The organism is Priestia sp. LL-8 (assembly GCF_036227845.1).
In the GTDB taxonomy this organism is placed as follows: domain Bacteria; phylum Bacillota; class Bacilli; order Bacillales; family Bacillaceae_H; genus Priestia; species Priestia zanthoxyli.
In genome coordinates this window covers 4,936,567-4,961,347 of sequence record NZ_JAZAQH010000001.1, presented here as the reverse complement: position 1 = coordinate 4,961,347, position 24,781 = coordinate 4,936,567, and the positions used below count along the sequence as shown (strand labels likewise).

General features: G+C 38.9%; 20 protein-coding genes. 17 read left to right on the top strand and 3 right to left on the bottom strand.

The features are described from left to right. Positions 1–186: 186 nt before the first annotated feature. Positions 187–627 carry a DUF1934 domain-containing protein gene (locus tag U9R83_RS25930; RefSeq protein WP_014457736.1) on the top strand — a complete coding sequence of 147 codons (441 nt, stop codon included), beginning with the start codon at positions 187–189 and terminating at the stop codon, positions 625–627. Further along, positions 624–2,294 carry an arginine--tRNA ligase gene (gene argS, locus U9R83_RS25925; RefSeq protein WP_014457737.1) on the top strand — a complete coding sequence of 557 codons (1,671 nt, stop codon included), beginning with the start codon at positions 624–626 and terminating at the stop codon, positions 2,292–2,294. The genes U9R83_RS25930 and argS overlap by 4 nt, the downstream gene beginning before the upstream one ends. A gap of 31 nt (positions 2,295–2,325) precedes the next feature. Here the strand turns inward: argS and uvsE are convergent, their stop codons facing one another. Next, a complete protein-coding gene (uvsE, locus tag U9R83_RS25920) occupies positions 2,326–3,279 on the bottom strand; it encodes a UV DNA damage repair endonuclease UvsE (RefSeq protein WP_182421631.1) in 954 nt (317 codons plus the stop codon). 24 nt (positions 3,280–3,303) lie between these two features. Beyond that, on the bottom strand, positions 3,304–4,497 hold the full coding sequence (cls, locus tag U9R83_RS25915; RefSeq protein WP_014457739.1) for a cardiolipin synthase: 1,194 nt from the start codon (positions 4,495–4,497) through the stop codon (positions 3,304–3,306). Between the two features lie 198 nt (positions 4,498–4,695). On the opposite strand from cls, the gene U9R83_RS25910 reads away from it, so the two are divergent. From U9R83_RS25910 to U9R83_RS25870, 9 genes are all read left to right on the top strand, one after another. Further along, on the top strand, positions 4,696–6,807 hold the full coding sequence (locus U9R83_RS25910) for a (Fe-S)-binding protein (RefSeq protein ID WP_014457740.1): 2,112 nt from the start codon (positions 4,696–4,698) through the stop codon (positions 6,805–6,807). A 104-nt stretch (positions 6,808–6,911) separates the two neighbouring features. Beyond that, positions 6,912–8,075 carry an acetyl-CoA C-acetyltransferase gene (locus tag U9R83_RS25905; RefSeq protein WP_042991806.1) on the top strand — a complete coding sequence of 388 codons (1,164 nt, stop codon included), beginning with the start codon at positions 6,912–6,914 and terminating at the stop codon, positions 8,073–8,075. A 15-nt stretch (positions 8,076–8,090) separates the two neighbouring features. Beyond that, positions 8,091–8,945 (top strand): 3-hydroxybutyryl-CoA dehydrogenase, encoded by an 855-nt coding sequence (locus tag U9R83_RS25900; RefSeq protein ID WP_014457742.1) that lies wholly within the window; start codon positions 8,091–8,093, stop codon positions 8,943–8,945. A gap of 12 nt (positions 8,946–8,957) precedes the next feature. After that, the gene (locus tag U9R83_RS25895; protein WP_014457743.1) at positions 8,958–10,085 is read left to right on the top strand and encodes an acyl-CoA dehydrogenase; all 1,128 of its coding nucleotides are present in this window, start codon (positions 8,958–8,960) and stop codon (positions 10,083–10,085) included. An 11-nt stretch (positions 10,086–10,096) separates the two neighbouring features. After that, entirely contained in the window at positions 10,097–11,230 is a 1,134-nt protein-coding gene (locus U9R83_RS25890) for an acyl-CoA dehydrogenase (RefSeq protein WP_014457744.1), read from the top strand. Positions 11,231–11,257: 27 nt separating this feature from the next. Next, complete coding sequence (locus U9R83_RS25885) at positions 11,258–11,902, top strand: TetR/AcrR family transcriptional regulator (RefSeq protein WP_014457745.1); 645 nt, start codon at positions 11,258–11,260, stop codon at positions 11,900–11,902. Continuing rightward, on the top strand, positions 11,899–15,141 hold the full coding sequence (gene icmF, locus U9R83_RS25880) for a fused isobutyryl-CoA mutase/GTPase IcmF (protein WP_014457746.1): 3,243 nt from the start codon (positions 11,899–11,901) through the stop codon (positions 15,139–15,141). Before U9R83_RS25885 ends, icmF begins: the two co-directional genes overlap by 4 nt. A 350-nt stretch (positions 15,142–15,491) precedes the next feature. Next, positions 15,492–16,028 (top strand): DNA-directed RNA polymerase subunit delta, encoded by a 537-nt coding sequence (rpoE, locus tag U9R83_RS25875; RefSeq protein ID WP_013059830.1) that lies wholly within the window; start codon positions 15,492–15,494, stop codon positions 16,026–16,028. 320 nt (positions 16,029–16,348) lie between these two features. Beyond that, a complete protein-coding gene (locus tag U9R83_RS25870) occupies positions 16,349–17,956 on the top strand; it encodes a CTP synthase (RefSeq protein ID WP_014457748.1) in 1,608 nt (535 codons plus the stop codon). A 39-nt stretch (positions 17,957–17,995) separates the two neighbouring features. Here U9R83_RS25870 and U9R83_RS25865 read toward each other — a convergent pair whose 3' ends face one another. Further along, entirely contained in the window at positions 17,996–18,526 is a 531-nt protein-coding gene (locus tag U9R83_RS25865) for a DUF2529 family protein (protein WP_014457749.1), read from the bottom strand. A gap of 237 nt (positions 18,527–18,763) precedes the next feature. Here U9R83_RS25865 and U9R83_RS25860 point away from each other — a divergent pair, with 237 nt between their 5' ends. The 6 genes from U9R83_RS25860 (at position 18,764) to rpmE (ending at position 24,651) form a co-directional block, all read left to right on the top strand. Beyond that, positions 18,764–19,138 carry a response regulator gene (locus U9R83_RS25860; protein ID WP_087944205.1) on the top strand — a complete coding sequence of 125 codons (375 nt, stop codon included), beginning with the start codon at positions 18,764–18,766 and terminating at the stop codon, positions 19,136–19,138. A gap of 224 nt (positions 19,139–19,362) precedes the next feature. Continuing rightward, the gene (locus tag U9R83_RS25855) at positions 19,363–20,220 is read left to right on the top strand and encodes a class II fructose-bisphosphate aldolase (protein ID WP_013059826.1); all 858 of its coding nucleotides are present in this window, start codon (positions 19,363–19,365) and stop codon (positions 20,218–20,220) included. Positions 20,221–20,357: 137 nt separating this feature from the next. Continuing rightward, positions 20,358–21,002 carry a fructose-6-phosphate aldolase gene (fsa, locus tag U9R83_RS25850; protein WP_042991807.1) on the top strand — a complete coding sequence of 215 codons (645 nt, stop codon included), beginning with the start codon at positions 20,358–20,360 and terminating at the stop codon, positions 21,000–21,002. A gap of 207 nt (positions 21,003–21,209) precedes the next feature. Beyond that, positions 21,210–22,496 (top strand): UDP-N-acetylglucosamine 1-carboxyvinyltransferase, encoded by a 1,287-nt coding sequence (locus tag U9R83_RS25845; RefSeq protein WP_014457751.1) that lies wholly within the window; start codon positions 21,210–21,212, stop codon positions 22,494–22,496. A gap of 525 nt (positions 22,497–23,021) precedes the next feature. Next, the gene (rho, locus tag U9R83_RS25840) at positions 23,022–24,296 is read left to right on the top strand and encodes a transcription termination factor Rho (protein WP_014457752.1); all 1,275 of its coding nucleotides are present in this window, start codon (positions 23,022–23,024) and stop codon (positions 24,294–24,296) included. A gap of 154 nt (positions 24,297–24,450) precedes the next feature. After that, entirely contained in the window at positions 24,451–24,651 is a 201-nt protein-coding gene (gene rpmE / locus U9R83_RS25835) for a 50S ribosomal protein L31 (RefSeq protein ID WP_013085477.1), read from the top strand. The last annotated feature ends 130 nt before the right edge of the window (positions 24,652–24,781 follow it).

Sequence of the window (24,781 nt, the reverse complement as noted above, 5' to 3'; positions counted from 1 at the left end):
TAAAGTAAAAGGCGGCCGCTGTGGCTGCCTTTTTTATTTGGAATATGTGAATGCGTCACGTACTGTAAAAAGGTGAATTCTCGGCGTATCTATCATATTTCCTTTGAAGTATTATTGAATTCTTGCTTTAGAATGTTTATACTATTTAAGTTATAACGTATTCATTTTAATAAGGAAGTGTCTTTTGTGAGTAACGCTTCAGAAGTCAAGAAACCCATTGAAGTTAAAATTGTGACGGATATCCGCGATGGTCACCGAAAAGAGACAACATCGGTAAATGCAAAAGGTATGTATTATGAAAAAGGATCAAAAATTTATCTTACATACACAGAGCGCCAAGAGGAAATCGGAGATATTAGGACAATGGTGAAAATTAGCGAAGATGAAGTATCAATTAATCGAACCGGTGCTGTTCAAATGAAGCAATCGTTTCGTAAAAAGGTACAGATCGAAGGAACTTATATAAGCCCTTATGGACGTATGGATTTACTAACATTCGCTCATAACATTGAATATAAACAAATGACTCAAAAGGGTCGATTATTTTTAACGTATGATCTAGAAGTACAGGGTCAGCCTACCGGGAAATATGCGTTAACCATTACATTCAAGGAGGAGAAAAAATGAACATCGTCGAACAAGTGCAGCAAAAATTAAAAGCTGAAATTCAAGATGCTGTGGTCAAAGCAGGACTTGCTGAAAAAGCAGAACTGCCAGAAGTTCTATTAGAAACCCCAAAAGATAAAACACATGGTGATTATTCTACCAATATGGCTATGCAGCTAGCTCGTATTGCCAAAAAAGCACCGCGTGTTATCGCTGAAGAGCTTGTAGCAAACTTCGATAAATCAAAAGCATCTATCGAGAAAATTGACATTGCAGGCCCTGGATTCATCAACTTTTATATGAATAACTCTTATTTAACAGAGCTTATCCCAACGATTGTAAAAGCTGGTGAAGCGTACGGTCAAACAAACGTAGGGAACGGACAAAAAGTACAGGTTGAATTTGTTTCAGCTAATCCGACAGGGGATTTACATTTAGGACATGCCCGCGGTGCTGCAGTTGGAGACTCATTATGTAATGTTCTTGAAAAAGCAGGTTACGATGTGTCACGTGAATATTATATCAATGATGCTGGTAACCAAATTAATAACCTGGCTTATTCAGTAGAAGCACGCTACATGCAGGCTCTTGGTTTAGAGAAAGAAATGCCTGCAGACGGCTATCATGGTGCTGACATTATAAACATCGGAAAAGAGCTAGCAAAAGAGCACGGAGACAAGTATGTAAATGCTTCTGAAGAAGAGCGTTTTGAATTCTTCCGTCAATACGGGTTAGATTATGAGTTAGCTAAATTAAAGCGTGATCTTGAACAGTTCCGTGTGAAATTTGACGTATGGTATTCTGAAACGTCTCTTTATAAAAATGATAAAATCTCAGTTGCACTTGAAACGCTGAAAAAACAAGGCCATGTATATGAAGAAGAAGGTGCTACGTGGTTCCGTTCTACGACATTTGGTGATGATAAAGACCGTGTGTTAATTAAAAATGACGGTTCGTTTACGTACTTAACACCAGATATTGCGTATCACCAAGACAAAATTCAACGCGGATTTGATAAGCTAATTAACATTTGGGGAGCCGACCACCATGGATATATTCCTCGTATGAAAGCGGCGATTCAAGCGCTTGGTTATGAAAAAGATACGCTGGAAGTAGAAATTATTCAAATGGTTCAACTGTATCAAAATGGCGAAAAAATGAAGATGAGCAAACGTACAGGTAAAGCAGTAACAATGCGTGACCTAGTAGAAGAGGTAGGTCTTGATGCAACTCGCTACTTCTTTGCGATGAGAAGTGCGGATACACATTTAGACTTTGATTTAGATTTAGCTGTTTCTCAATCTAATGAAAATCCTGTATACTACGCGCAATATGCTCATGCCCGTATTTGCAGTATTCTTCGTCAAGGTGAAGAGATGGGGATTCAATCAACATCTGGCGCTGACCTTTCATTAATTAGTGCAGAAAAAGAAATGGAACTGCTGAAGAAAATCGGAGAGTTCCCTCAGGCCGTAGCGGAAGCAGCAACAAAACGTATTCCGCACCGCATTACGAACTACGTATTTGATCTTGCTTCTACGTTCCATAGCTTCTATAATGCAGAAAAAGTATTAGACAGCGATAATGTAGAAACAAGTAAAGCACGTATTGAACTAGTGAAAGCTGTTCAAGTAACGCTTCAAAACTCTTTAAAACTAATTGGTGTTTCAGCACCTGAAAAAATGTAACAAAAAAAAGAGCCTCTTGGCTCTTTTTTATTTAAAAAACAAGCGTGGCGCCTCCCGTACGCTTTACTCCTCTCATTGATGCTAAATCTTCCACTAATTTTAGCAGCGCTTTATCTTTTAACTTTGCTTCAATCATTACGTCAAAATCTTGTCCCATATCTTTAGCTATTTGCAAAAAAGGTGCGATAAAATCAGTTGAGACATAATCAGAGTGACTTCTAAATTCTTTTTCAGATTTAGGAGAAGAGATATGTACTTTTGGTTTTAACCCGATATGTTTCCACGTGTCAAAGATACGAGGGAGCAATAATTCAAGAGGTTCTTCTCCTTCATTTGCTTTGTGGTGGTGATAATCAAAAAGGAGAGGGACTTTCTCTTTTTCGCATACAGCTAATGTTTCTTCAGTTGTGTATGTTTTATCATCATTTTCAAGAGTCATGCGCTTTTTAATGACAGGCGGCAGCGTTTGAATGTTTTCATGAAATCGACCGATCGCTTTTTCTTTATTGCCATAGGCTCCTCCTACATGAATATTAATAAGGGCTTGATTGGCTACTCCCATCGCTTCAAGCATTCTATAGTGATAATCCATATCTTTTACCGCATTGTCTGTAATATGTTTTTTATCGCTTGTAAATAATGTGAACTGATTGGGATGAAAACTCACGCGCAGTTGATGATTCCGAATCAATTCTCCTATCTCTGACCAATCGTCTTGGAACGCATCAATGTAATTCCAATCTACTTCAGGATGAGTAGCTAAAGGGACAAGAGAAGATGATAATCGATACAGCATAATTTCATGAGCAATATTAAAATGCAAAGCGCGCTTAGTATGATTCAAATTTTGTTTTGTGACGTGATGAAGCTTATCCAGTCTCTCGTCTTTTTTCATTTTTTCCCATCTAGTAAACGTGAGGGTTTTAGCAGGTGAGCAGTCCCAAAGCGACAGGGCATGTGATACATAGCCAAATCTAATTTTCATGATAAATCTTCCTCTTTTCGTTCATTAAAGTAACGGAGAAATAAAGGTTGCAAATCCTTGCTTTAATTTTTCACTCCATTTTCGGTTTTTGACATCTTCTAAAGACAAAATTGGGCATTCCCCCATACAAGCTTTAAAGCTGTTCTTTACTTCTTCAATGTATGTTGCATCATAGATTAAACAGTTGATTTCAGCGTTTAAGAACAAGCTTCTTTTATCAAAATTAGCTGTTCCTACATCGCAGATAACATTGTCTGCAATTAATACTTTGGCATGGTAAAAGCCGTAATAATATTGATAAATCATACAACCTGCTTGAAGTAGTGTGGGAAGATAGGCAAACGCAGCATGATGAACAAGCGGTTGATCTGCACGCATTGGAATTAAAATATGAACTTGTACTCCCCGTGCACGAGCTTGCAGTAAAGCATTCATCAAAGGTTCACTTGGAATAAAATAAGGAGTACCTATGTACAATTCCCTATTGGCTTGGTTGATAATCGATAAAAATCTTTCTTCAAGTGAAAAACCTTCAGTCGACTGTAGCTGAATAACATAGTCTCCTTCAGAGGTTGGTGGAAAGTATCTTTCCATTTTACGTAGGTCTAAGCCGGTAGCAGCATACCAGTCGCTCAACAGCTGCATTTGAAGGTCTTGTATACCTTCACCTTCCATACGCAGGTGGTAATCTTTCCACACCCCAAGCTTGGCGTCGAGTCCTAAATATTCTCTTCCAATATTAAAACCTCCAATGTAGCCAACTTTCCCATCAATAACGGCCATTTTACGGTGATTGCGTGCGTTGAGTGTATAAAACAAATAAGGCCACCGTAGCGTTCGACTGTAAGCAAAATGAACACCTTGTTTCTTTAAAAATGCAATTTTGTTTTTCTTAATTTTATAGCTTCCCACACGGTCTACCAATAATCTGACTTCAATATTTTGTTGTGCTTTTTGGACTAGTAAATCTAAAAATTCTTGGCTAATTTCATCATTTTGTACAATGTAAAACGATAAATGGATAAATGAAGAGGCATTTTCTATTTCGTGAAATAAATCTTTATATAAGACATTCCCGTCTGCGAACAAAAAGAGAGAAGCACGGCGTTTTGGAAAAGTATTTTCAGCCTGAGAAAATACTTTCTTTCCAACGCCAAGGTCAATTGCAAGCCAAGCAATAAAAATAATAAAAAGTAAAATCACCACCATGCCGCTCATCATGTCACCTCTTTTCCCGATGTAAATACATTTTATGTTGTTCTTAGTGTCACCTTGTTTAAATAGAATATGAACAAAAGAACGAAAAGATATTGACTGAATGCTCATTCATTATATACAATGAAAACAGATATATTATCAGAAAATTTAGTCGTCAGGAGGAAAGAAAGGTAACAAATTATTCAAGGAGGGGACGAGATGACAGGGTTGCTGTGGGTGAATTTTCTCTTTTTTATTATTGTAACCGCTTACGCTGTTTCTTTGTTTGTATATTTAATTCGCACACGCATTGAGTATATTCAATTGGGGAAAAAAGTGGAATTTGATCAGCGGTTAAAAGAAAGGCTGCAAAAAATTTGGGTAAACGTATTTGGACAAAAGAAACTGTTAAAAGATAAAAAAAGTGGAATTATGCACGTCATGTTTTTTTATGGGTTTATTTTAGTTCAGTTCGGCGCGTTAGACTTCATTATAAAAGGTTTGCTTCCAGGTAAACATTTGCCGCTTGGACCTTTATATCCCGGCTTTACATTTTTTCAAGAAATTGTGACGTTTTTGATTTTAGTAGCAGTTGTCTGGGCTTTTCATCGTCGCTATGTAGAAAAGCTTGTGCGTTTAAAAAGAGGGTTTAAATCTGGTTTAGTACTGATTTTTATTGGAGCGCTTATGCTTTCAGTGCTTGTTGGAAACGGTATGTCAATCATCTGGCATAATCATGAACCGGCTTGGACAGAACCGATTGCGTCATCTATTGCCATCTTGTTTAAGGGAATCAATGATGTTGCCGCTATTTCCATTTTTTATGTTTCATGGTGGATTCACTTAGCCGTGTTATTGACATTTTTAGTATATGTTCCTCAATCAAAGCATGCTCATTTACTGGCTGGACCGGCTAACGTATTTTTTAACCGTGTTTCTAAGCCAGGTAAGCTTGAAAAGATTGATTTTGAAGATGAGACGCAGGAGACGTTTGGGGTTGGAAAGATTGAAGAATTTACACAGCATCAGCTTATTGATTTATATGCTTGTGTGGAATGCGGTCGATGTACGAATATGTGTCCGGCGACGGGTACAGGGAAAATTTTGTCTCCAATGGATTTAATTTTGAAGATGCGCGATCACTTAACAGAAAAAGGCGCAGTTGTGACATCTAAGGCTCCTTGGGTTCCTACGTATGCATTCTCTAAAACAAAAGGAAATCAGCTGGCGATGATGGCGGCGGGCCAAGGCGGAGCAGAAGCCGCAGCAACAGCGGAATATAATCCTGCCCTAATTGGAGATGTCATTACGGAAGAAGAAATTTGGGCATGTACAACGTGCCGAAACTGTGAAGATCAATGTCCCGTAATGAACGAGCATGTAGATAAGATCATAGATTTACGACGTTTTTTAGTATTAACCGAAGGAAAGATGGACGCGGATGCTCAGCGTGCCATGACGAATATTGAGCGTCAAGGAAACCCTTGGGGATTAAATCGAAAAGAGCGTGAAGAATGGCGACATGTAAGAGAAGATGTTCACATTCCGACTGTTAAAGAAGTAAGTAAAGCGGGTGAAACGTTTGAGTATTTGTTCTGGGTAGGTTCGATGGGATCTTATGATAACCGCAGCCAAAAAATCGCTCTATCGTTTGCAAAGCTTCTCAATGAAGCTGGTGTTTCATTTGCGATTTTAGGAAATAAAGAAAAAAATTCTGGTGATACGCCCCGCAGATTGGGCAATGAATTTTTATTCCAAGAGTTAGCTTCTAAAAATATCGCTGAATTTGAAAAAAATGAAATCAAAAAAATTGTTACGATTGATCCACATGCTTACAATATCTTCAAAAATGAATATCCAGATTTCGGTTTTGAAGGAGAAGTGTATCATCACACAGAATTATTAGCTATGTTGGTGAAAGAAGGTAAGCTGACACCAAAACATGCGGTTAATGAAAAAATTACCTTCCATGATTCCTGTTATTTAGGAAGATATAACGAAGTATACAGTCCACCAAGAGAAATTTTGAAAGCGATTCCAGGTGTTAGTTTGATTGAAATGGATCGCAACCGTGAAAATGGTATGTGCTGTGGAGCAGGAGGAGGGTTAATGTGGACGGAAGAAACGACCGGCCAGCGCATTAACGTAGCGCGCACGGAACAAGCCTTAGCCGTTAACCCAAGCATTATCAGTTCAGGTTGTCCGTACTGCTTGACGATGCTAAGTGACGGAACAAAAGCAAAAGAAGTAGAAGAAAAGGTTCATACGTATGACGTAGCAGAACTGCTTGAAAAGTCAATTTATGGTCACGTACAAGAACAGGTTTCATAAAGGAGAAGTAGAGATGGTATTCATCTCTACTTTTTACAGAAAGGAAATTGAGCAAGCGTTCAATCAGCAAGGACAAAGATTAGGAAAAAGGGGAGGAAACAATAGTGGGGAAAACAGTTATTGTGAGTGCAGTTCGAACACCTTTTGGAAAATTAGGTGGCAGCGTAAGCGGACTAAAAGCGGCAGAACTAGGCGGGAAAGCGATTCAAGCAGCATCAAAGGGACGTACAGAAATTGATTCCGTTATTATGGGGTGCGTGCTGCAAGGGGGCCAAGGACAGCTACCTTCTAGGCAAGCCATGCATTATGCAGGTTTACCGTGGCAAGTAGAGACGGAAACCATTAATAAAGTTTGTGCATCGGGCATGCGCAGTATTACAACTGCTGATCAGCTGATTCGATTAGGAGAAGCAAGAACAATTATTGCAGGTGGAATGGAATCGATGAGTAACGCGCCGTATCTTCTTCCAAAAGCAAGATGGGGATTCCGTATGGGAGATAGTGTTGTGACGGATTTGATGGTTCATGACGGTTTGACATGTAGCTTTACAGGGGTTCAAATGGGTACGTATGGAAATGAAATAGCTTCTGAAATGAATATTTCCCGAGAAAAGCAGGATGAATGGGCGCTTCGCAGTCATCAGTTAGCGGTAGAGTCAGAAGAGAAAGGGAGATGGGATGCAGAAAGAATTTCAGTTGATATTCCGTCTAAAAAAGGAATGATAACGGTTCAAAAAGATGAAGGACCAAGAAAAGATACGTCGATAGAAAAACTCTCGTCTCTTCGGCCTGTATTTGGCCACAGTGGAACCATTACAGCAGGAAATGCACCTAGCGTAAATGACGGAGCAGCTGCACTCATGTTAATGGATGAAGATGTGGCAAAAGCAAATGGCTATGAGCCGTTGGCTACGATTATAAACCATACTTCTCTTGCGATGGAGCCAAGGGAATTTCCGAAAACGCCTGGGTTTGCTATTAACAAGCTACTGCAAAAAACAAATAAGACAGTAGACGATATTGCGCTGTTTGAAATCAATGAAGCTTTTTCAGCAGTAGCGTTGATGAGTATGGAGATTGCAGGGCTTCCGGCTGAAAAAGTAAATGTGAACGGCGGGGCTGTGGCACTTGGACATCCGATTGGCGCAAGCGGCGCTCGTATTGTTGTCACGCTCATTCATGAATTAAGACGACGAGGCGGCGGTCTAGGCATTGCTTCTATTTGCAGCGGCGGCGGCCAAGGTGATGCCATCATGGTAGAGGTGTAAAAGGGGGATATCAACTTGAATATCGAAACAGTTATGGTTATTGGAGCAGGTCAGATGGGAGCAGGCATTGCACAAGTATTTGCTGCGAGCGGATATCAAGTTTCTTTGTATGACGTTGATCAAAAAAATACACAAAAAGGAATAGAAGGTATTGATAAACGTCTAAAAAAACAGGTGGGAAAAGGTTCTCTCTCAGCTAAGGAATATGAAGAAATTATGGAGCGCCTTCACCTGGCAAATGAAATAACAGCAGCACAAAAAGCAGATTTAATCGTCGAAGCGGTTGTGGAAAAGATGGAGGTCAAACAAGCCATTTTTGCGGAGTTGGATTCGTTAGCCCCGAGTCATACTATTTTAGCAACCAACACATCTTCGCTTCCTATTACTGAAATTGCAGCTGTGACCACTCGACCTGAAAAAGTAATTGGCATGCACTTTATGAATCCTGTTCCGGTGATGAAACTCGTTGAAATTATTAGAGGGCTGGCTACTACCGATGAAGTGTATCAAGCAGTCTATGAAACAACGAAAAAATTAAATAAAACCCCAGTGGAAGTTCATGATTTTCCCGGGTTTGTTTCAAATCGAATTTTAATGCCAATGATTAACGAAGCTGTGTTTACGCTCTATGAAGGTGTAGCAAACGAAGAGGATATTGATCAAGTCATGAAACTAGGAATGAACCATCCAATGGGACCATTGACACTAGCAGATTTCATCGGGCTCGATACATGCTTGTTTATTATGGAAACGCTCCATAAAGGGTTTGGCGACGACAAATATCGTCCTTGTCCATTGCTTAGGAAATATGTAAAGGCAGGATGGCTTGGTCGAAAAACAGGAAAAGGATTTTTTACGTACGAAACATAAAGGAGTGGCGAAATGATCTTTTTTACGTCTGAACAACACATGATTAAAAAGATGGTAGCTGATTTTAGTGAAAAAGAAGTCGCTGCAGCTGTACCAAACATGGAAAAGGGCGAATTTCCTCGAGATTTATTAAAGCAGATGGCTGATCTTGGCCTAATGGGCATTCCCGTTCCTCAAACGTACGGCGGAGGAGGACTGGACTTTATATCGTACATGATTGCTATTCACGAAATATCAAAAGTAAGCCCAGCCCTCGGTGTCATTTTGTCTGTTCATACTTCTGTAGGTACGAATCCTATTGTCGTGTTTGGGACCGAAGATCAAAAACAAAAGTATGTAAAAAAACTGGCGACAGGTGAATATTTAGGGGCTTTTTGCTTAACAGAACCTAGTGCAGGGTCTGATGCCGCAAGCTTAAAAACGAAAGCGGAACGAAAAGGAGACTACTACCTCTTAAATGGATCAAAGCTTTTCATTACAAACGGCGGAGAAGCAGATACATATATTGTATTTGCAAAAACGAACCCAGAACGCGGGTCGAGGGGAATGAGCGCTTTTATCGTTGAAAAGACGATGGAGGGATTTTCGGTAGGAAAGGATGAACATAAGATGGGCCTTCATGGTTCCCGCACGGTTCAACTGCACTTCGAAAATATGCAGGTACCTGTAGAAAATCGTCTCGGAGAAGAAGGTGAAGGTTTTCGAATTGCTATGGCTAATTTAAATGCCGGAAGAATTGGTATTGCTGCTCAGGCGGTAGGAATTGCTGAAGGTGCGTTAACGGCAGCTAAAAACTATGCAAATGAACGATATCAATTCGGAAAACCGATTTTATCTCAGCAGGGAATTGCTTTTAAGCTTGCCGATATGGAAACATCTGTTGAATCAGCAAAGCTTTTAATGTACCGAGCCGCTTTTTTATATGATCAAAAACTTCCTTGTAAAAAAGAAGCCTCAATGGCGAAATTATTTGCTTCCCAAACGGCTATGAATGTAGCGACGGACGCAATTCAAGTTTTAGGGGGATACGGTTATATGAAAGATTATCCAGTAGAGAGGTATTTTCGTGACGCCAAAGTGTGCGAAATCTACGAAGGTACAAGCGAAATACAACGTATCGTGATTAGCAGTCAATTATAGGGGGAATAGTCATGTTTTTTAAACTTTCAGAAGAACACGAAATGATTCGAAAAATGGTGCGGGACTTTGCCAAAAACGAAGTGGCTCCGACAGCGGCCGAACGAGATGAAGAAGAGCGTTTTGACAGAGGAATCTTTACGCAAATGGCTGATCTAGGATTAACAGGTATTCCATGGCCGGAGCAATACGGAGGAATTGGCAGTGACTATCTAGCTTATTGCATTGCTGTTGAAGAACTGTCTAGAGTATGTGCATCAACAGGCGTTACGTTGTCGGCTCATACTTCTCTTGCCGGCTGGCCAATCTATACATTCGGAACAGAAGAACAAAAACACAAATACCTGAAACCTATGGCAACGGGTGAGAAAATAGGTGCTTATGGGTTAACCGAACCGAGTGCTGGATCAGATGCAGGAGGAATGAGAACGCTCGCTGTAAAAGACGGAGAAGATTATATTTTAAATGGTTCTAAAATCTTTATTACAAACGGCGGCGAAGCGGATATTTACGTCGTATTTGCTCGCATCGACCCCAATGAAAAACGCACGAGCGCTTTTATTATTGAAAAAGATATGCCGGGATTTTCAGTTGGTAAAAAAGAAAAGAAACTGGGCATTCGCTCTTCACCTACCACAGAAATTATTTTCGAGGACTGCCGTGTTCCAAAAGAAAATTTGCTAGGAAATGAAGGAGAAGGATTTAAAGTTGCGATGATGACACTAGATGGCGGCAGAAATGGCATTGCAGCGCAGGCGGTAGGAATTGCTCAAGGGGCGTTAGATGCGGCCGTAGCTTATGCCAAGGAACGTCAGCAATTTGGTAAGCCAATTATTTCTCAGCAAGGAATTGCTTTTAAGTTAGCTGACATGGCAACGAGTATAGAAGCTGCAAGACTGTTAACCTATCAAGCTGCTTGGCTGGAGTCCCAAGGGCTGCCGTATGGCAAAGAATCAGCCATGTCAAAATTATATGCCGGGGATACAGCAATGAAAGTAACGACAGAAGCTGTTCAAGTATTTGGAGGATACGGTTATACAAAAGATTATCCAGTAGAACGTTTTATGAGAGATGCAAAAATCACGCAAATTTATGAAGGCACACAAGAGATTCAGCGTCTCGTCATTTCTAGGTATCTTGCTAAATAAAACACTTGTTGTAGGAGAGGTGAAAAAATGAAAAAGAGAGAAGTTCTCACATCCATTAAAGATGAAAAGCTGATTGTAGAGCGTCGTAATCAAATGATTAAAGGTGCCGTCACGCTATTTAAGGAAAAAGGTTTTCACCGAACAACAACAAGGGAAATTGCCAAAGCCGCTGGGTTCAGTATCGGTACACTTTACGAATATATTCAATCTAAAGAAGATGTTTTATATCTTGTATGTGACAATATTTACGATGAAGTGAGAGAACGATTAGAAGAGATGGTAGTGGATCGTTATACAATCGCTGAGCTTCAACAAGCGATTCAGCACTATTTTAAAGTTGTGGATGAGCTTCAAGATGAAGTATTAGTCATGTACCAAGAAGCGAAATCGCTGTCTAAAGATGCGCTTCCATATGTATTAAAAAAAGAGCTGGATATGGTTGAAATGTTTAAGGTTATTATCGAAGGCTGCGTAGAAAACAATCAATTTGCACTTACGGATAAAGAAATTTCGCTGTTTGCTCATCATTTATTTGTTCAAGGTCAGATGTGGGCATTTCGTAGATGGTGGCTGCAAAAGCATTATTCACTAGAAGAATATACAAATATGCAGTTAGATTTTTTACTTAAAAATTTTTCATTTCAACAACTGTGTGAGGGGGAGACAGTTTGAATACAAGCAAAAGACCGCTTCGTTTTTTAACCGCTTCTAGCCTGTTTGACGGCCACGACGCGTCCATTAATATTATGAGACGAATTCTTCAAGCCAAGGGGGTAGAAGTCATTCACCTAGGGCATAACCGATCTGTTGAAGAAATTGTTAACGCTTCCATACAAGAGGATGTGCAGGGGATTGCCATTTCTTCTTATCAAGGCGGCCATGTAGAATATTTTAAGTATATGTACGATTTACTCCAAGAACAACAGGCTTCTCATATTAAAATTTATGGCGGCGGAGGAGGGGTAATTATTCCGAGTGAGATTCAAGAGCTTCATGATTACGGCATTTCTAAAATCTTTTCTCCGGAAGATGGACGAAAAATGGGTTTAGAAGGCATGATTCAATTCATGATCGATGATTGTTATTACACAAATCCCCCTGTACTGCCGAAGGATCGTACCTTAACGCCGGCTAATGACCGTTTAATTGCCCAGCTTATTACATGTGCTGAAAATGAAGCCTATGAATACACAAAAGAGCATGCAGCCGCTCTTGAAGAAATCCGAGAAAGTGTAATCGAAAGCGAGACAGACCAAAAAATACCGGTTATTGGAATCACAGGAACAGGAGGAGCGGGGAAAAGTTCACTTACGGATGAATTAGTAAGAAGGTTTATTGAACATATTCCAGATATTCATGTAGCTGTCTTATCCGTTGATCCAACTAAACAAAAAACCGGAGGAGCGCTTCTTGGGGATCGAATTCGCATGAACATTGCAGCTTCTCCTCGTGTGTATATGAGAAGTTTGGCCACGCGTTCATCTGGACATGAGCTATCGGCGGCCATTCGAGATGGAATTGCTGTCGTGAAAAAAGCGGGTTTCGACATTATCATTGTCGAAACAAGCGGCATTGGGCAAGCTGATGCTCAAGTTAAAGATATTGCAAACGTCTCTCTTTATGTAATGACAAGCGAATTTGGCGCGCCGTCGCAGTTAGAAAAGATTGAAATGATTGATTACGCAGACTTTATTGTAATCAATAAATTTGAAAAAAAAGGTTCCGAAGATGCAAAAAAACAAGTGCAGCGTCAATATCAGCGTAATCATCAGCTGTTTGAAAATAATCTCTCTACGATGCCAATTTACGGAACAATTGCGAGTCAGTTCAACGACGGGGGAACAAATATTTTATTTGAAGATCTTGTAAATCATCTGCATCAAACATGCCATACGTCTTGGCACGTAGAAAAATCATCAGAGCGCGTAAGTGAAAAGAAATATACCATCATTCCTAATGATCAACAGCAATATTTACAGGAGATTGTAAACAGCGTTCGCTCTTATCACCGTAATACTGATGTTCAAGTGCAAACAGCGCGTAAATTTTATCAGCTAGAGGGTGCTCTGGAAGAAGTGGAAACAGAAACAGCCAAGCAAGAGCTCACTCAGCTAAAGGAGAAATATCAAAAACAGCTAACGGCTGAATCGATTGAAAAGCTGGAAAACTGGCCTAAATTAAAAAGTCAGTATCGGCAAGAAGAACTTATTACAAAGATAAGAAATAAAGAAATTAAAACCTCTCTGCAAGTTGATACGCTATCAGGACTGCGTATTCCGCGCGTGGCCCTTCCAAAAGTTGAAGAATACGGGGAAGTTCTTCGTTTTCTTTATAAAGAAAATGTGCCAGGTGCGTTTCCTTATACAGCAGGTGTTTTTCCTTTCAAACGAAAAGGTGAAGATCCTAAGCGTCAATTTGCAGGCGAAGGAACACCAGAACGAACCAATCGCCGCTTTCACTATTTATCAAAAGATGATGAGGCCAAGCGTTTAAGTACAGCGTTTGATTCTGTAACGCTTTATGGAGAAAATCCTGATCCAAGGCCGGATATCTTCGGAAAAATTGGCGAAAGCGGCGTAAATGTTTGTACGCTTGATGATATGAAACTCTTGTATAAGGGATTTGATCTTTGCCATCCTTCGACTTCCGTTTCGATGACGATCAATGGGCCGGCTCCAATATTACTAGCTATGTTTATGAATACAGCTATCAGTCAGCAGGTGGAAAAAAAGGAAGCGGAATTAAAGCGTCCTTTAAAAGAAGAGGAATACGAGGACGTAAAATCGGGTACGTTGAAACAAGTGAGAGGAACCGTTCAAGCGGATATTTTAAAAGAAGATCAAGGCCAAAATACGTGTATTTTTTCCACAGAATTTGCATTAAAAATGATGGGAGATATTCAGCAGTACTTTATTGACGAGAAAGTGCGCAACTATTATTCTGTGTCTATTTCAGGCTATCATATTGCTGAAGCAGGGGCGAACCCAATTTCTCAGCTAGCGTTTACATTAGCCAACGGTTTTACGTACGTGGAATATTACTTGAGCCGAGGTATGCACATTGATGATTTTGCTCCTAATTTATCTTTTTTCTTTAGTAATGGACTTGATCCTGAATACACGGTTATTGGACGTGTAGCGAGAAGGATCTGGGCAATTGTGATGCGTGATAAATACGGCGCGAATGAACGCAGTCAAAAGCTTAAGTATCATATTCAAACATCCGGCCGATCGCTTCATGCACAGGAAATTAATTTTAATGATATACGTACGACGCTGCAAGCCTTAATGGCTCTTCATGACAATTGCAACTCCCTTCATACCAATGCGTATGATGAAGCAATTACAACACCGACAGAGGAATCTGTACGAAGAGCGATGGCCATTCAATTAATCATTACAAAAGAGCATGGATTAACTAAAAACGAAAATCCACTACAGGGCTCTTTTATTATTGATGAACTAACAGACTTGGTAGAAGAAGCGGTATTGGCTGAGTTCCAACGCTTAAATGATAGAGGCGGAGTTTTAGGTGCGATGGAAATGCAGTATCAGCGAGGTAAGATTCAAGATGAATCGATGGAATATGAGATGCAAAAACATACGGGAGCTTTACCTATTATAGGAGTAAATACGTATATTAATCCAAATGAAGAGGAGAGCTCCTCAGTTGATGACATGCAGTTAGCCCGCGCATCAAAAGAAGAAAAAAATCACCAAATTAATCAGCTTCAGAAGTTTCAACAGCAGCATGAAGAAAAAAGAGAAGATGCGCTGAAAAGGTTAAAGAAAGCTGCAACAGAAGGAGAGAACATTTTCAAAGAGTTAATGGAGACCGTTAAAGTAGCCAGCTTAGGAGAAATTACGCGAGCTTTATATGAATGCGGTGGGCAATATCGCCGAAATATGTAATAATGTATCGTTAGTATATAGTGATATATTAAAAGCCGAGATGACCGTGTGTTGGTCCTCTCGGCTTTTATAGACCTAACCTCAACGGAGTCAGAATAACTGATGGTGAATCCCTTTTGATTAAAGGGTGCTGTTGGCGTATTAAGTAGAATGTATTATAGTAATAAAATGTCTATTTTTTCGTTGTTTTATGCGAAATTCTCGAGAATTTTAGAAACGAGGCTAGCATAAATGTATTGAATTTGTTTATAATGAATGGTATGTATTTATTCGTTTCCATCATTTACACATATGATGAATTGATTTAATAGATTTTCGATATACATAGCCATAGAAAGGATGTGCCAGATTTGAGTTTAGCACAGTACTCAAAAACGGATTTAAAAGAAATGTCGATGATTGAGATTGCTTATGCGCTTCTAGAAGAAAAAACAGATCGTCAAGCAATGTCATTCCAAGAAATTATTGCTGAAATTAAAGCAGCAGCTGAAATGTCAGATCAAGAATTAAAAACGAGATTAGCTCAGTTTTATACAGATATTAATATTGATGGTCGCTTTTTAACAGTAGGGGACAACCACTGGGGTCTTCGTGGATGGTATCCTTTTGACCAAGCTGAAGAAGAAGTTATTCCGGTTGCAAAACCTAAAAAGAAAAAAGCGAAAAAAGCTGTTGTTGAAGAAGTTGAAGATTTTGATGATCTAGAAGAAGATTTAGATTATGAAGATGTTGATGATCTAGACGAAGAAGAAGATTTTGAAGATATTGACGAGCTAGAAGAAGATGAAGATGACCTTGCAGAAGACGACTTTGACGATTTAGAAGATGATCTAGACGATGATGAAGAAGATGAAGAAGAAGATTATGAGGACGAAAAAGAAAAATAATCCTTCTTGACTTTTTCAAGCGAAGTAGGTAGAATCTTTTTTGGGCTCTTTAAACAAGCATTTAAAAAGTTTTTATTTAAAATAGACTATTGCTCCCAATCCAGTTTTGGTATTGGGAGCAATTTTTTTATTTTATCTATCCATGTTTTACACCCCGATAGGTTCTTATAAATCCTTGATAGAAACTTTCTTTTGGTTCTTGAACGTTTCACATTCATAAGGTTTCTTATAATTTCGCATGCACAATGAATGAATTGTGATTGTTTATGTGAAAACTTTTAATATTGTACAGTTCAAATTATTTAGAGGGGGAAGTATAGATGACAAAGTATATTTTCGTAACAGGCGGTGTTGTATCATCTCTAGGAAAAGGGATTACAGCAGCTTCTTTAGGCCGTTTATTAAAAAACCGTGGATTGAACGTAACGATTCAAAAGTTTGATCCGTACATTAACGTAGACCCAGGAACAATGAGTCCATACCAGCACGGTGAGGTATTCGTAACGGATGACGGCGCGGAAACAGACTTAGACTTAGGTCACTATGAGCGTTTTATCGATATCAACTTAAATCGCTACAGCAACGTAACAACAGGTAAAGTATATTCAACCGTATTGAAAAAAGAGCGTCGCGGTGATTATTTAGGCGGAACAGTTCAGGTTATTCCGCACATCACAAATGAAATTAAAGAACGCGTTTTCCGTGCAGGTAAAGAAACAAATGCGGACGTTGTTATTACTGAAATCGGCGGAACGGTAGGAGATATTGAGTCACTTCCTTTCCTAGAAGCTATTCGTCAAATCAAAAGTGATATTGGCCGTGACAATGTTATGTATATCCACTGTACACTTGTGCCATATTTAAAAGCTGCTGGTGAAATGAAAACAAAACCAACACAGCATAGTGTAAAAGAGTTACGTAGCTTAGGTATTCAGCCAAATGTTATCGTTGTTCGTACAGAAATGCCAATTTCTGAAGATATGAAAGACAAGCTAGCTTTATTCTGCGACATTGATCCAAAAGCGGTTATTGAGTGTGCAGACGCTGAAACATTATATGAAATTCCACTATCTCTACAAGAGCAGCACCTAGATCAAATCACATGCGATCACTTGAAATTAGATTGCAAAGAAGCAGAAATGACTGAGTGGAAAGCATTGGTTGAGAAAGTAAAAGGACTTTCAAATACAACAAAAATTGCATTGGTTGGTAAGTATGTAGAGCTTCAAGATGCTTATATTTCTGTCGTAGAAGCAATGAAACATGCTGGATATGCATTCGATGCAGATGTAAACATCAAGTGGGTAAATTCTGAATTTGTAACAAAAGAAAATGTTCAAGATTTACTTGGTGATGTAGACGGTATCTTAGTTCCAGGTGGATTTGGTGATCGTGGAATTGAAGGTAAAATTGTAGCAACACAATATGCACGTGAGCAAAAAGTTCCATTCTTAGGTATTTGCTTAGGTATGCAGCTAGCATCAGTTGAGTTTGCGCGTAATGTATTAGGCTTAGAAGGCGCACATTCAGCAGAAATTGCACCTGAAACAAACTATCCAATTATTGACTTATTACCAGAACAAAAAGACGTAGAAGACCTAGGCGGTACACTACGTTTAGGACTATATCCTTGTAAATTGTCTGAAGATACGCTTGCATATGAAGCATATCAAGATGAAGTGGTATATGAGCGTCATCGTCATCGTTATGAATTTAATAACGAATACCGTCAACAAATGGAAGAGAAAGGCTTTATCTTTTCTGGTACAAGCCCAGACGGCCGTTTAATTGAAATTGTAGAGCTAAAAGACCACCCATGGTTCTTGGCTTCACAATTCCACCCAGAATTTACTTCTCGTCCAACTAGACCACAACCATTGTTCAAAGAATTTATTCGCGCATCAATGGAATCAAGTCAAAACAAATAAGTGAAATAAAAAACACGCTGTCTAAAGACAGCGTGTTTTTTATTTATATTCTTCTACGATTTCTTTTAATGTGAAAGTTAAACCGTAGTATGCGTATAAAGCGACCATCATTGCTGGAAAACCAAATCGTGAGCCGTCTTCTCCAGGAATAAGCGGCTTTAACAATTTTGTATCAATATGTGCATCTGCGAGTGCTGTTAAAGAAGGTTCGGCTATCTCTTTAGGAACAGCAGCAATGCTAACAAATGGAATATCCCGTTTCTTTAAACGTTCAGCTATTTCCACTGCTTTATTATCTGTTGAGAATCGAGAGACAAGCAGTACGCGATCAACGCTAGTCAGCTGATCCAGTTCATGTAAAGGTAAAGCTTTTGCCTGACTTAAAGGTTCTGCACTGCTTAGTGCTTCCAGCGTAATGGCGTGCATTTCTTCTACACCATAAATATAAATAAATCCTTCTCCGACAGAGGCCTGGGCTAAAATACGCGCAGCATCTTCAAATTGGAATTCTTCTTGTTCTTCAATTCGTTTAAAAAAGCCTGAAAGTTGAGTTGTGAAAATTTTAAGCATAGAATCTCCCTTCGATTTAAGCGGCTAAAGCCGTCTATCTACACATTATAACGAAAAAAGCTATCTGTATTCTATCTTGAAATGAGCTACAATGAAAGTAAAGTGCAATGAAGTTGGATGGACGACAAAAAAAGCTATGTTTTGTAACAATTTCTCTAATTAGCAGGGATTTTTGTTTTAAAGGCGAAATACATATGTTAGTTTTGTCTGTATAAGAGGAATATAAAAGGTGGGATTATATTGGCAGAGAAAATTTTAATTGTTGATGATCAGTATGGTATACGTATTTTATTAACGGAAGTGCTGCAAAAAGAAGGCTATACGACATTTCAAGCGGCGAACGGCTTCCAGGCGATTGACATTACAAAAGAGCAAGCACCGGATCTTGTCTTATTAGATATGAAAATTCCAGGAATGGATGGAATTGAAATTTTAAAAAGGTTAAAGCAGCACGATGAAACGATTAAAGTCATCATTATGACCGCTTATGGTGAATTGGATATGATTCAAGAAGCAAAAGATTTAGGAGCATTAACACACTTTGCAAAACCGTTTGATATTGATGAAATCCGAAAAGTTGTTAGGGAATATATACCAGTAAAGTCGAATTAAGGTTTTGATAGGGCTTTCATACTAACAAATTTTGAATATCAGCCTAAAAATGTTGCTGTTTTCATTGTTAGTTGGTATCCTAATTACTGTATTCATAATTCGACAATCTATTATGTAAAGATGCGCGTTGTTTCTACATGAAACACTCAATTCAAGAGCATACTATTTGAGTGTGCCTTTTGGTTAGCATCTAATCTAAGGTTGATTTTAAGGAGGATTTCAATATGCCTTTAGTATCAATGAAAGAAATGCTTATTACAGCAAAAGAACAAGGCTATGCAGTAGGTCAATTTAACTTAAATAACTTAGAGTTTACTCAAGCTATTCTTCAAGCAGCAAAAGAAGAAAACTCTCCAGTTATTCTTGGTGTATCTGAAGGTGCAGCACGCTACATGGGCGGTTTCAAAACTGTTGTAGCAATGGTTGAAGCTCTAATCGAAGATTACGACGTTCAAGTACCAGTTGCAATTCACTTAGACCACGGTTCAAGCTTTGAATCATGTGCAAAAGCAATCCATGCTGGATTCACTTCTGTAATGATCGATGCTTCTCACCACCCATTTGAAGAAAACATTGCAATTACTTCTAAAGTAGTTGAACTAGCTCACTTCCACGGAGTATCTGTAGAAGCAGAACTAGGAACTGTTGGTGGACAAGAAGACGACGTTATTGCTGAGGGCGTTATCTATGCAGATGCTAACGAGTGTGAAGAACTTGTTAACCGTACAGGTATCGATTGCTTAGCTCCAGCATTAGGATCAGTTCACGGACCATACAAAGGTGAACCAAACCTAGGTTTTGCTGAAATGAAAGAAATCGGAGATCGTACAGGCTTACCATTAGTTTTACATGGTGGAACTGGTATTCCAACAAAAGATATCCAAAAATCAGTTTCTTTAGGTACTGCTAAAATCAACGTAAACACTGAAAACCAAATTGCTTCAGCTAAAGCTGTTCGTGAAGTATTAGCTGCGCAACCTGAACAATATGATCCACGTAAATACTTAGGACCTGCTCGCGAAGCAATCAAAGAAACGGTTCAAGGTAAAATGCGTGAATTCGGTTCTTCTAACAAAGCATAATTTGAAATCTTCGGATTACCTGTTTGCGGTTAGTTGAGTCTGAAAAATAAAACCGTCTTATTTTTATTGTAAGGCGGTTTTATTTTTACTATAATTTTCTTATCATTCTGAATACATAACACAGGGGGATGGCATTCATGAAGTTTTTTATTGATACGGCTAATTTAGACGAGATTAAGGAAGCGCATTCATTAGGTTTGTTAGCGGGGGTTACAACAAATCCTAGTTTAGTAGCTAAAGAGAACATCACATTTGAAGATCGTCTTCGTGAAATTACAGAGTTCGTTGAAGGGTCTGTAAGTGCAGAAGTAATTGCGCTTGATGCAGAAGGCATGATTCGAGAAGGACAAGAGCTTGCTGCGATTGCGCCGAATATTACAATCAAGGTACCGATGACTCCAGATGGCTTAAAAGCAGTAAAAGAATTTACTAGTTTAGGTATTAAGACAAACGTTACGCTTATTTTCTCAGCTAACCAAGCGTTAATGGCAGCAAGAGCAGGTGCTACTTACGTATCGCCTTTCTTAGGAAGATTAGACGATATTGGTTTTAATGGCCTCGATTTAATCTCAGATATTGCAGATATTTTTGCAATTCATGACATTCCATCAGAAATTATTGCAGCATCTATTCGTCATCCGATGCACGTAACAGAAGCTGCAAAAAATGGAGCACATATTGCGACAATTCCTTACAAAGTTTTAATGCAATTGTTCAAACATCCGTTAACAAATGCAGGAATTGACCAATTTTTAGCGGATTGGGAAAAACGAAATGTCTAAACATGTATAAATTTGTGTGGCATTTACCATCCTGACAGGTGAATGCCATATTTTTCTTTTATCTTGTCGAAACTATACATGATTTTTTCATTTTCGTGTACACTAGTAGGTAATAGGAAAAATAACCATTCTTTTAGGTATTCTTTGTACCAAAATTTTCCTCAATTACTAGGTGAGAAACTTTCTTTCACTAGAAGGGAGCTATAAATGGAAAAGTTAAAAATACAAGGTGGCTTTACCTTAAGTGGATCCGTCCGCGTCAGTGGTGCTAAAAATAGTGCCGTTGCGCTTATTCCAGCAACAATTTTAGCCGAGTCACCTGTTACAATTGAAGGTCTGCCCGATATTTCAGACGTGCAGTTATTAGGGGATTTAGTTGAAGAAATTGGTGGGAAAGTAACCATTGATAACGACGAATTAACAGTAGATCCATCCGGAATGGTTGCAATGCCTTTACCGAACGGAAAAGTAAAAAAATTACGCGCTTCTTATTATTTAATGGGGGCGATGTTAGGACGCTTTAAAAAAGCGGTAGTTGGGCTTCCAGGAGGCTGTTATCTTGGTCCTAGACCAATCGATCAGCACATTAAAGGCTTTGAAGCTCTTGGCGCTAAAGTAACAAATGAGCAAGGAGCTATTTACATTCGAGCTGAGGAACTGATTGGTGCTCGAATTTATTTAGACGTTGTTAGCGTAGGAGCAACAATCAATATTATGCTCGCTGCTGTAAGAGCAAAAGGGCGTACCGTTATTGAGAATGCTGCTAAAGAGCCTGAAATTATTGATGTAGCTACGTTACTGACAAGTATGGGTGCCCGTATTAAAGGTGCAGGTACGGATGTTATTCGAATTGATGGAGTAGATCAATTAAAAGGATGCCGTCATTCCATCATTCCAGACCGAATTGAAGCAGGCACATATATGATCATGGGAGCGAGTATGGGAAAAGAAGTTGTTGTCGACAACGTTATCCCTCAGCATTTGGAGTCATTAACGGCTAAAATGCGTGAGATGGGTATTCATATCGAAACAAGCTCAGATCAGATTCTTGTAGCGACTCGTCAGCTATTGAAGCCCGTAGATATTAAGACGCTAGTATATCCAGGTTTTCCAACTGATTTACAGCAACCATTTACGACGCTTCTAACAAGAGCGTCTGGTACAAGCGTTGTGACGGATACAATTTACGGTGCAAGGTTTAAGCATATTGATGAGCTGAGACGAATGAATGCATCTGTTAAGGTAGAAGGACGTTCTGCTATTATTAATGGTCCCATTCACTTACAAGGTGCGCGTGTGAAAGCGTCGGACTTACGAGCAGGAGCAGCTCTCGTAACCGCTGGCTTAATGGCCAAAGGGATTACAGAGGTAACGGGTTTAGAGCACATTGACCGAGGTTACAGTCATTTAGTAGACAAGCTATCGGAGTTAGGGGCAATGATTTGGCGTGAAGAGATGACTCAAGAGGAAATTGAGCAATTTCAAAATTCATAGAGGCAAATCGGTGCCACAGTCATGAAATCAAAGTCTAGAAAAGAGCTTTTTAATAAGCTACACAGGCGTAGGAGGGTTCTTCTATGTCTGTGTAGCTTATATATTTATGAATAGGGTAAATAGATAGAAAGGGAAGCTAAAAGATAAATTTCACTTCTTATTTTAACGTCCAGTTTATTTCCTTTAATGTGAAATTATGAAAAGGTTTTCCTCGCTCCTCGTAAGCTATTAAATTTCCTTTTTTTTATTCATCTTCTAAAGTAAAAAAAGATTGATTAAAAAGATAGAAAAAGGTTAGAATATAAATTGCTACGTTAAATTTATCAAGATAATATAAATGGTTTTATGTCGGAATTATTCTTCTAAAAGTGTATAGTTAATCAATTGATTCTACTTATTATACTTCAAAGGTTATATTCTCCATTTTCACAGATTTATTCCATCCATATCATCTCTCAATTTTATATTTGAATTTAATATGGGAGGAACGGTTAAAAATTATTCATTATAAAGCGTGGTGTCCTAATGAACTTAACATTATCCAGTTTAGAAAATATGAAATTAAAAGAGCTATATGAACATGCTCGTGAGTATAAAGTTTCGTACTATAGTAAATTAACGAAAAAAGAACTTGTCTTTGCTATTTTAAAGGCTCAAGCTGAACAAGATGGGCTTTTATTTATGGAAGGCGTTCTTGAAATTATTCAGTCAGAAGGATTCGGTTTCTTACGACCAATTAACTATTCACCGAGTTCAGAAGATATTTATATCTCAGCTTCACAAATTCGTCGCTTCGATCTGCGTAATGGAGACAAGGTATCGGGGAAAGTTCGTCCTCCAAAAGAAAATGAGCGCTACTACGGATTATTACATGTAGAAGCAGTAAACGGAGAAGACCCAGAAACGTCAAAAGAACGCGTACATTTTCCAGCACTAACCCCGATTTATCCAAATGAGCAAATGCTGCTGGAAACTCAGCCAAGAAGTTTCTCTACGCGTATTATTGACTTGATTTCACCAATTGGATTTGGGCAAAGGGGACTAATTGTTGCGCCGCCAAAGGCAGGTAAAACGATGCTGTTAAAAGAAATTGCCAATAGCATTACAACGAATCATCCTGATGCAGAATTGATTGTCCTTCTTATTGATGAGCGTCCTGAGGAAGTGACGGACATTGAGCGTTCGGTTGACGGTGATGTTGTCAGTTCTACATTTGACGAAGTGCCAGAAAACCACATTAAAGTAGCGGAACTTGTCCTTGAACGTGCGATGAGATTAGTCGAACACAAAAAAGATGTTGTCATTTTGATGGATAGCATTACAAGGCTTGCTCGTGCTTATAACTTAGTTATTCCACCGAGCGGTCGTACACTATCAGGGGGTATTGACCCGGCTGCTTTTCACCGTCCAAAACGATTCTTTGGAGCTGCTCGTAACATTGAAGATGGAGGCAGCTTAACCATTCTAGCAACAGCCTTAATTGATACAGGCTCTCGTATGGATGATGTTATTTATGAAGAATTTAAAGGTACAGGTAACATGGAGCTGCATCTAGATCGTTCACTAGCTGAAAAACGTATCTTCCCTGCGATTGACATTCGTCGCTCAGGCACACGTAAAGAAGAGCTGTTAATTCCAAAAGAGCATTTAGACCACTTATGGGCAATTCGTAAATCAATGGCAGATGCTCCTGATTTTGCAGAAAAATTCTTAAAACGTTTACGTCAAACAAAGACAAATGAAGAGTTCTTCTCGATGTTAACGGAAGAGAAAAAAACGCTTCTAGCAAATAAACGATAAGTTATAAAACATGTGGTTGCAAAAGCATACAACCCTTGTTATAATTTCATCATGTGTGTTGATAAAGTACACAGTGAAATAGTTATTATTTCATCACTATCTTTATCAATAAACTCTGTTTCAGAATGATTCAGGGCGGAAGGAGATGAAACGAATGAAAACAGGAATTCATCCAAACTATAAAACAGTTATGGTTAAATGTACTTGCGGAAACGAATTTGAAAGTGGTTCTGTAAAAGAAGAGATCCGCGTTGAGACTTGTTCTGAATGTCACCCATTCTACACTGGTCGTCAAAAATTCGCTGAAGCTGGTGGCCGTGTTGATCGCTTCAACAAAAAATACGGTCTTAAATAATCACATTGTCGAAACAAACAGGCAAGTAGCTTAACTTCTTGCCTGTTTTTTTGCTTATAAAAGTAGAAAAACAGTGTCTGCTTGATAAAAAAGTGGGTACTTTATCATAAGAATAAGATCTACATAGAAG

Bases quoted from the DNA above. Each gene is read 5' to 3' on its own strand.
- argS (WP_014457737.1), top strand. From the start codon at position 624: ATGAACATCGTCGAACAAGTGCAGCAAAAATTAAAAGCTGAAATTCAA.
- uvsE (WP_182421631.1), bottom strand. From the start codon at position 3,279: ATGAAAATTAGATTTGGCTATGTATCACATGCCCTGTCGCTTTGGGAC.
- cls (WP_014457739.1), bottom strand. From the start codon at position 4,497: ATGAGCGGCATGGTGGTGATTTTACTTTTTATTATTTTTATTGCTTGG.
- U9R83_RS25910 (WP_014457740.1), top strand. From the start codon at position 4,696: ATGACAGGGTTGCTGTGGGTGAATTTTCTCTTTTTTATTATTGTAACC.
- U9R83_RS25895 (WP_014457743.1), top strand. From the start codon at position 8,958: ATGATCTTTTTTACGTCTGAACAACACATGATTAAAAAGATGGTAGCT.
- U9R83_RS25890 (WP_014457744.1), top strand. From the start codon at position 10,097: ATGTTTTTTAAACTTTCAGAAGAACACGAAATGATTCGAAAAATGGTG.
- U9R83_RS25885 (WP_014457745.1), top strand. From the start codon at position 11,258: ATGAAAAAGAGAGAAGTTCTCACATCCATTAAAGATGAAAAGCTGATT.
- U9R83_RS25870 (WP_014457748.1), top strand. From the start codon at position 16,349: ATGACAAAGTATATTTTCGTAACAGGCGGTGTTGTATCATCTCTAGGA.
- U9R83_RS25865 (WP_014457749.1), bottom strand. From the start codon at position 18,526: ATGCTTAAAATTTTCACAACTCAACTTTCAGGCTTTTTTAAACGAATT.
- U9R83_RS25855 (WP_013059826.1), top strand. From the start codon at position 19,363: ATGCCTTTAGTATCAATGAAAGAAATGCTTATTACAGCAAAAGAACAA.
- fsa (WP_042991807.1), top strand. From the start codon at position 20,358: ATGAAGTTTTTTATTGATACGGCTAATTTAGACGAGATTAAGGAAGCG.
- U9R83_RS25845 (WP_014457751.1), top strand. From the start codon at position 21,210: ATGGAAAAGTTAAAAATACAAGGTGGCTTTACCTTAAGTGGATCCGTC.
- rho (WP_014457752.1), top strand. From the start codon at position 23,022: ATGAACTTAACATTATCCAGTTTAGAAAATATGAAATTAAAAGAGCTA.
- rpmE (WP_013085477.1), top strand. From the start codon at position 24,451: ATGAAAACAGGAATTCATCCAAACTATAAAACAGTTATGGTTAAATGT.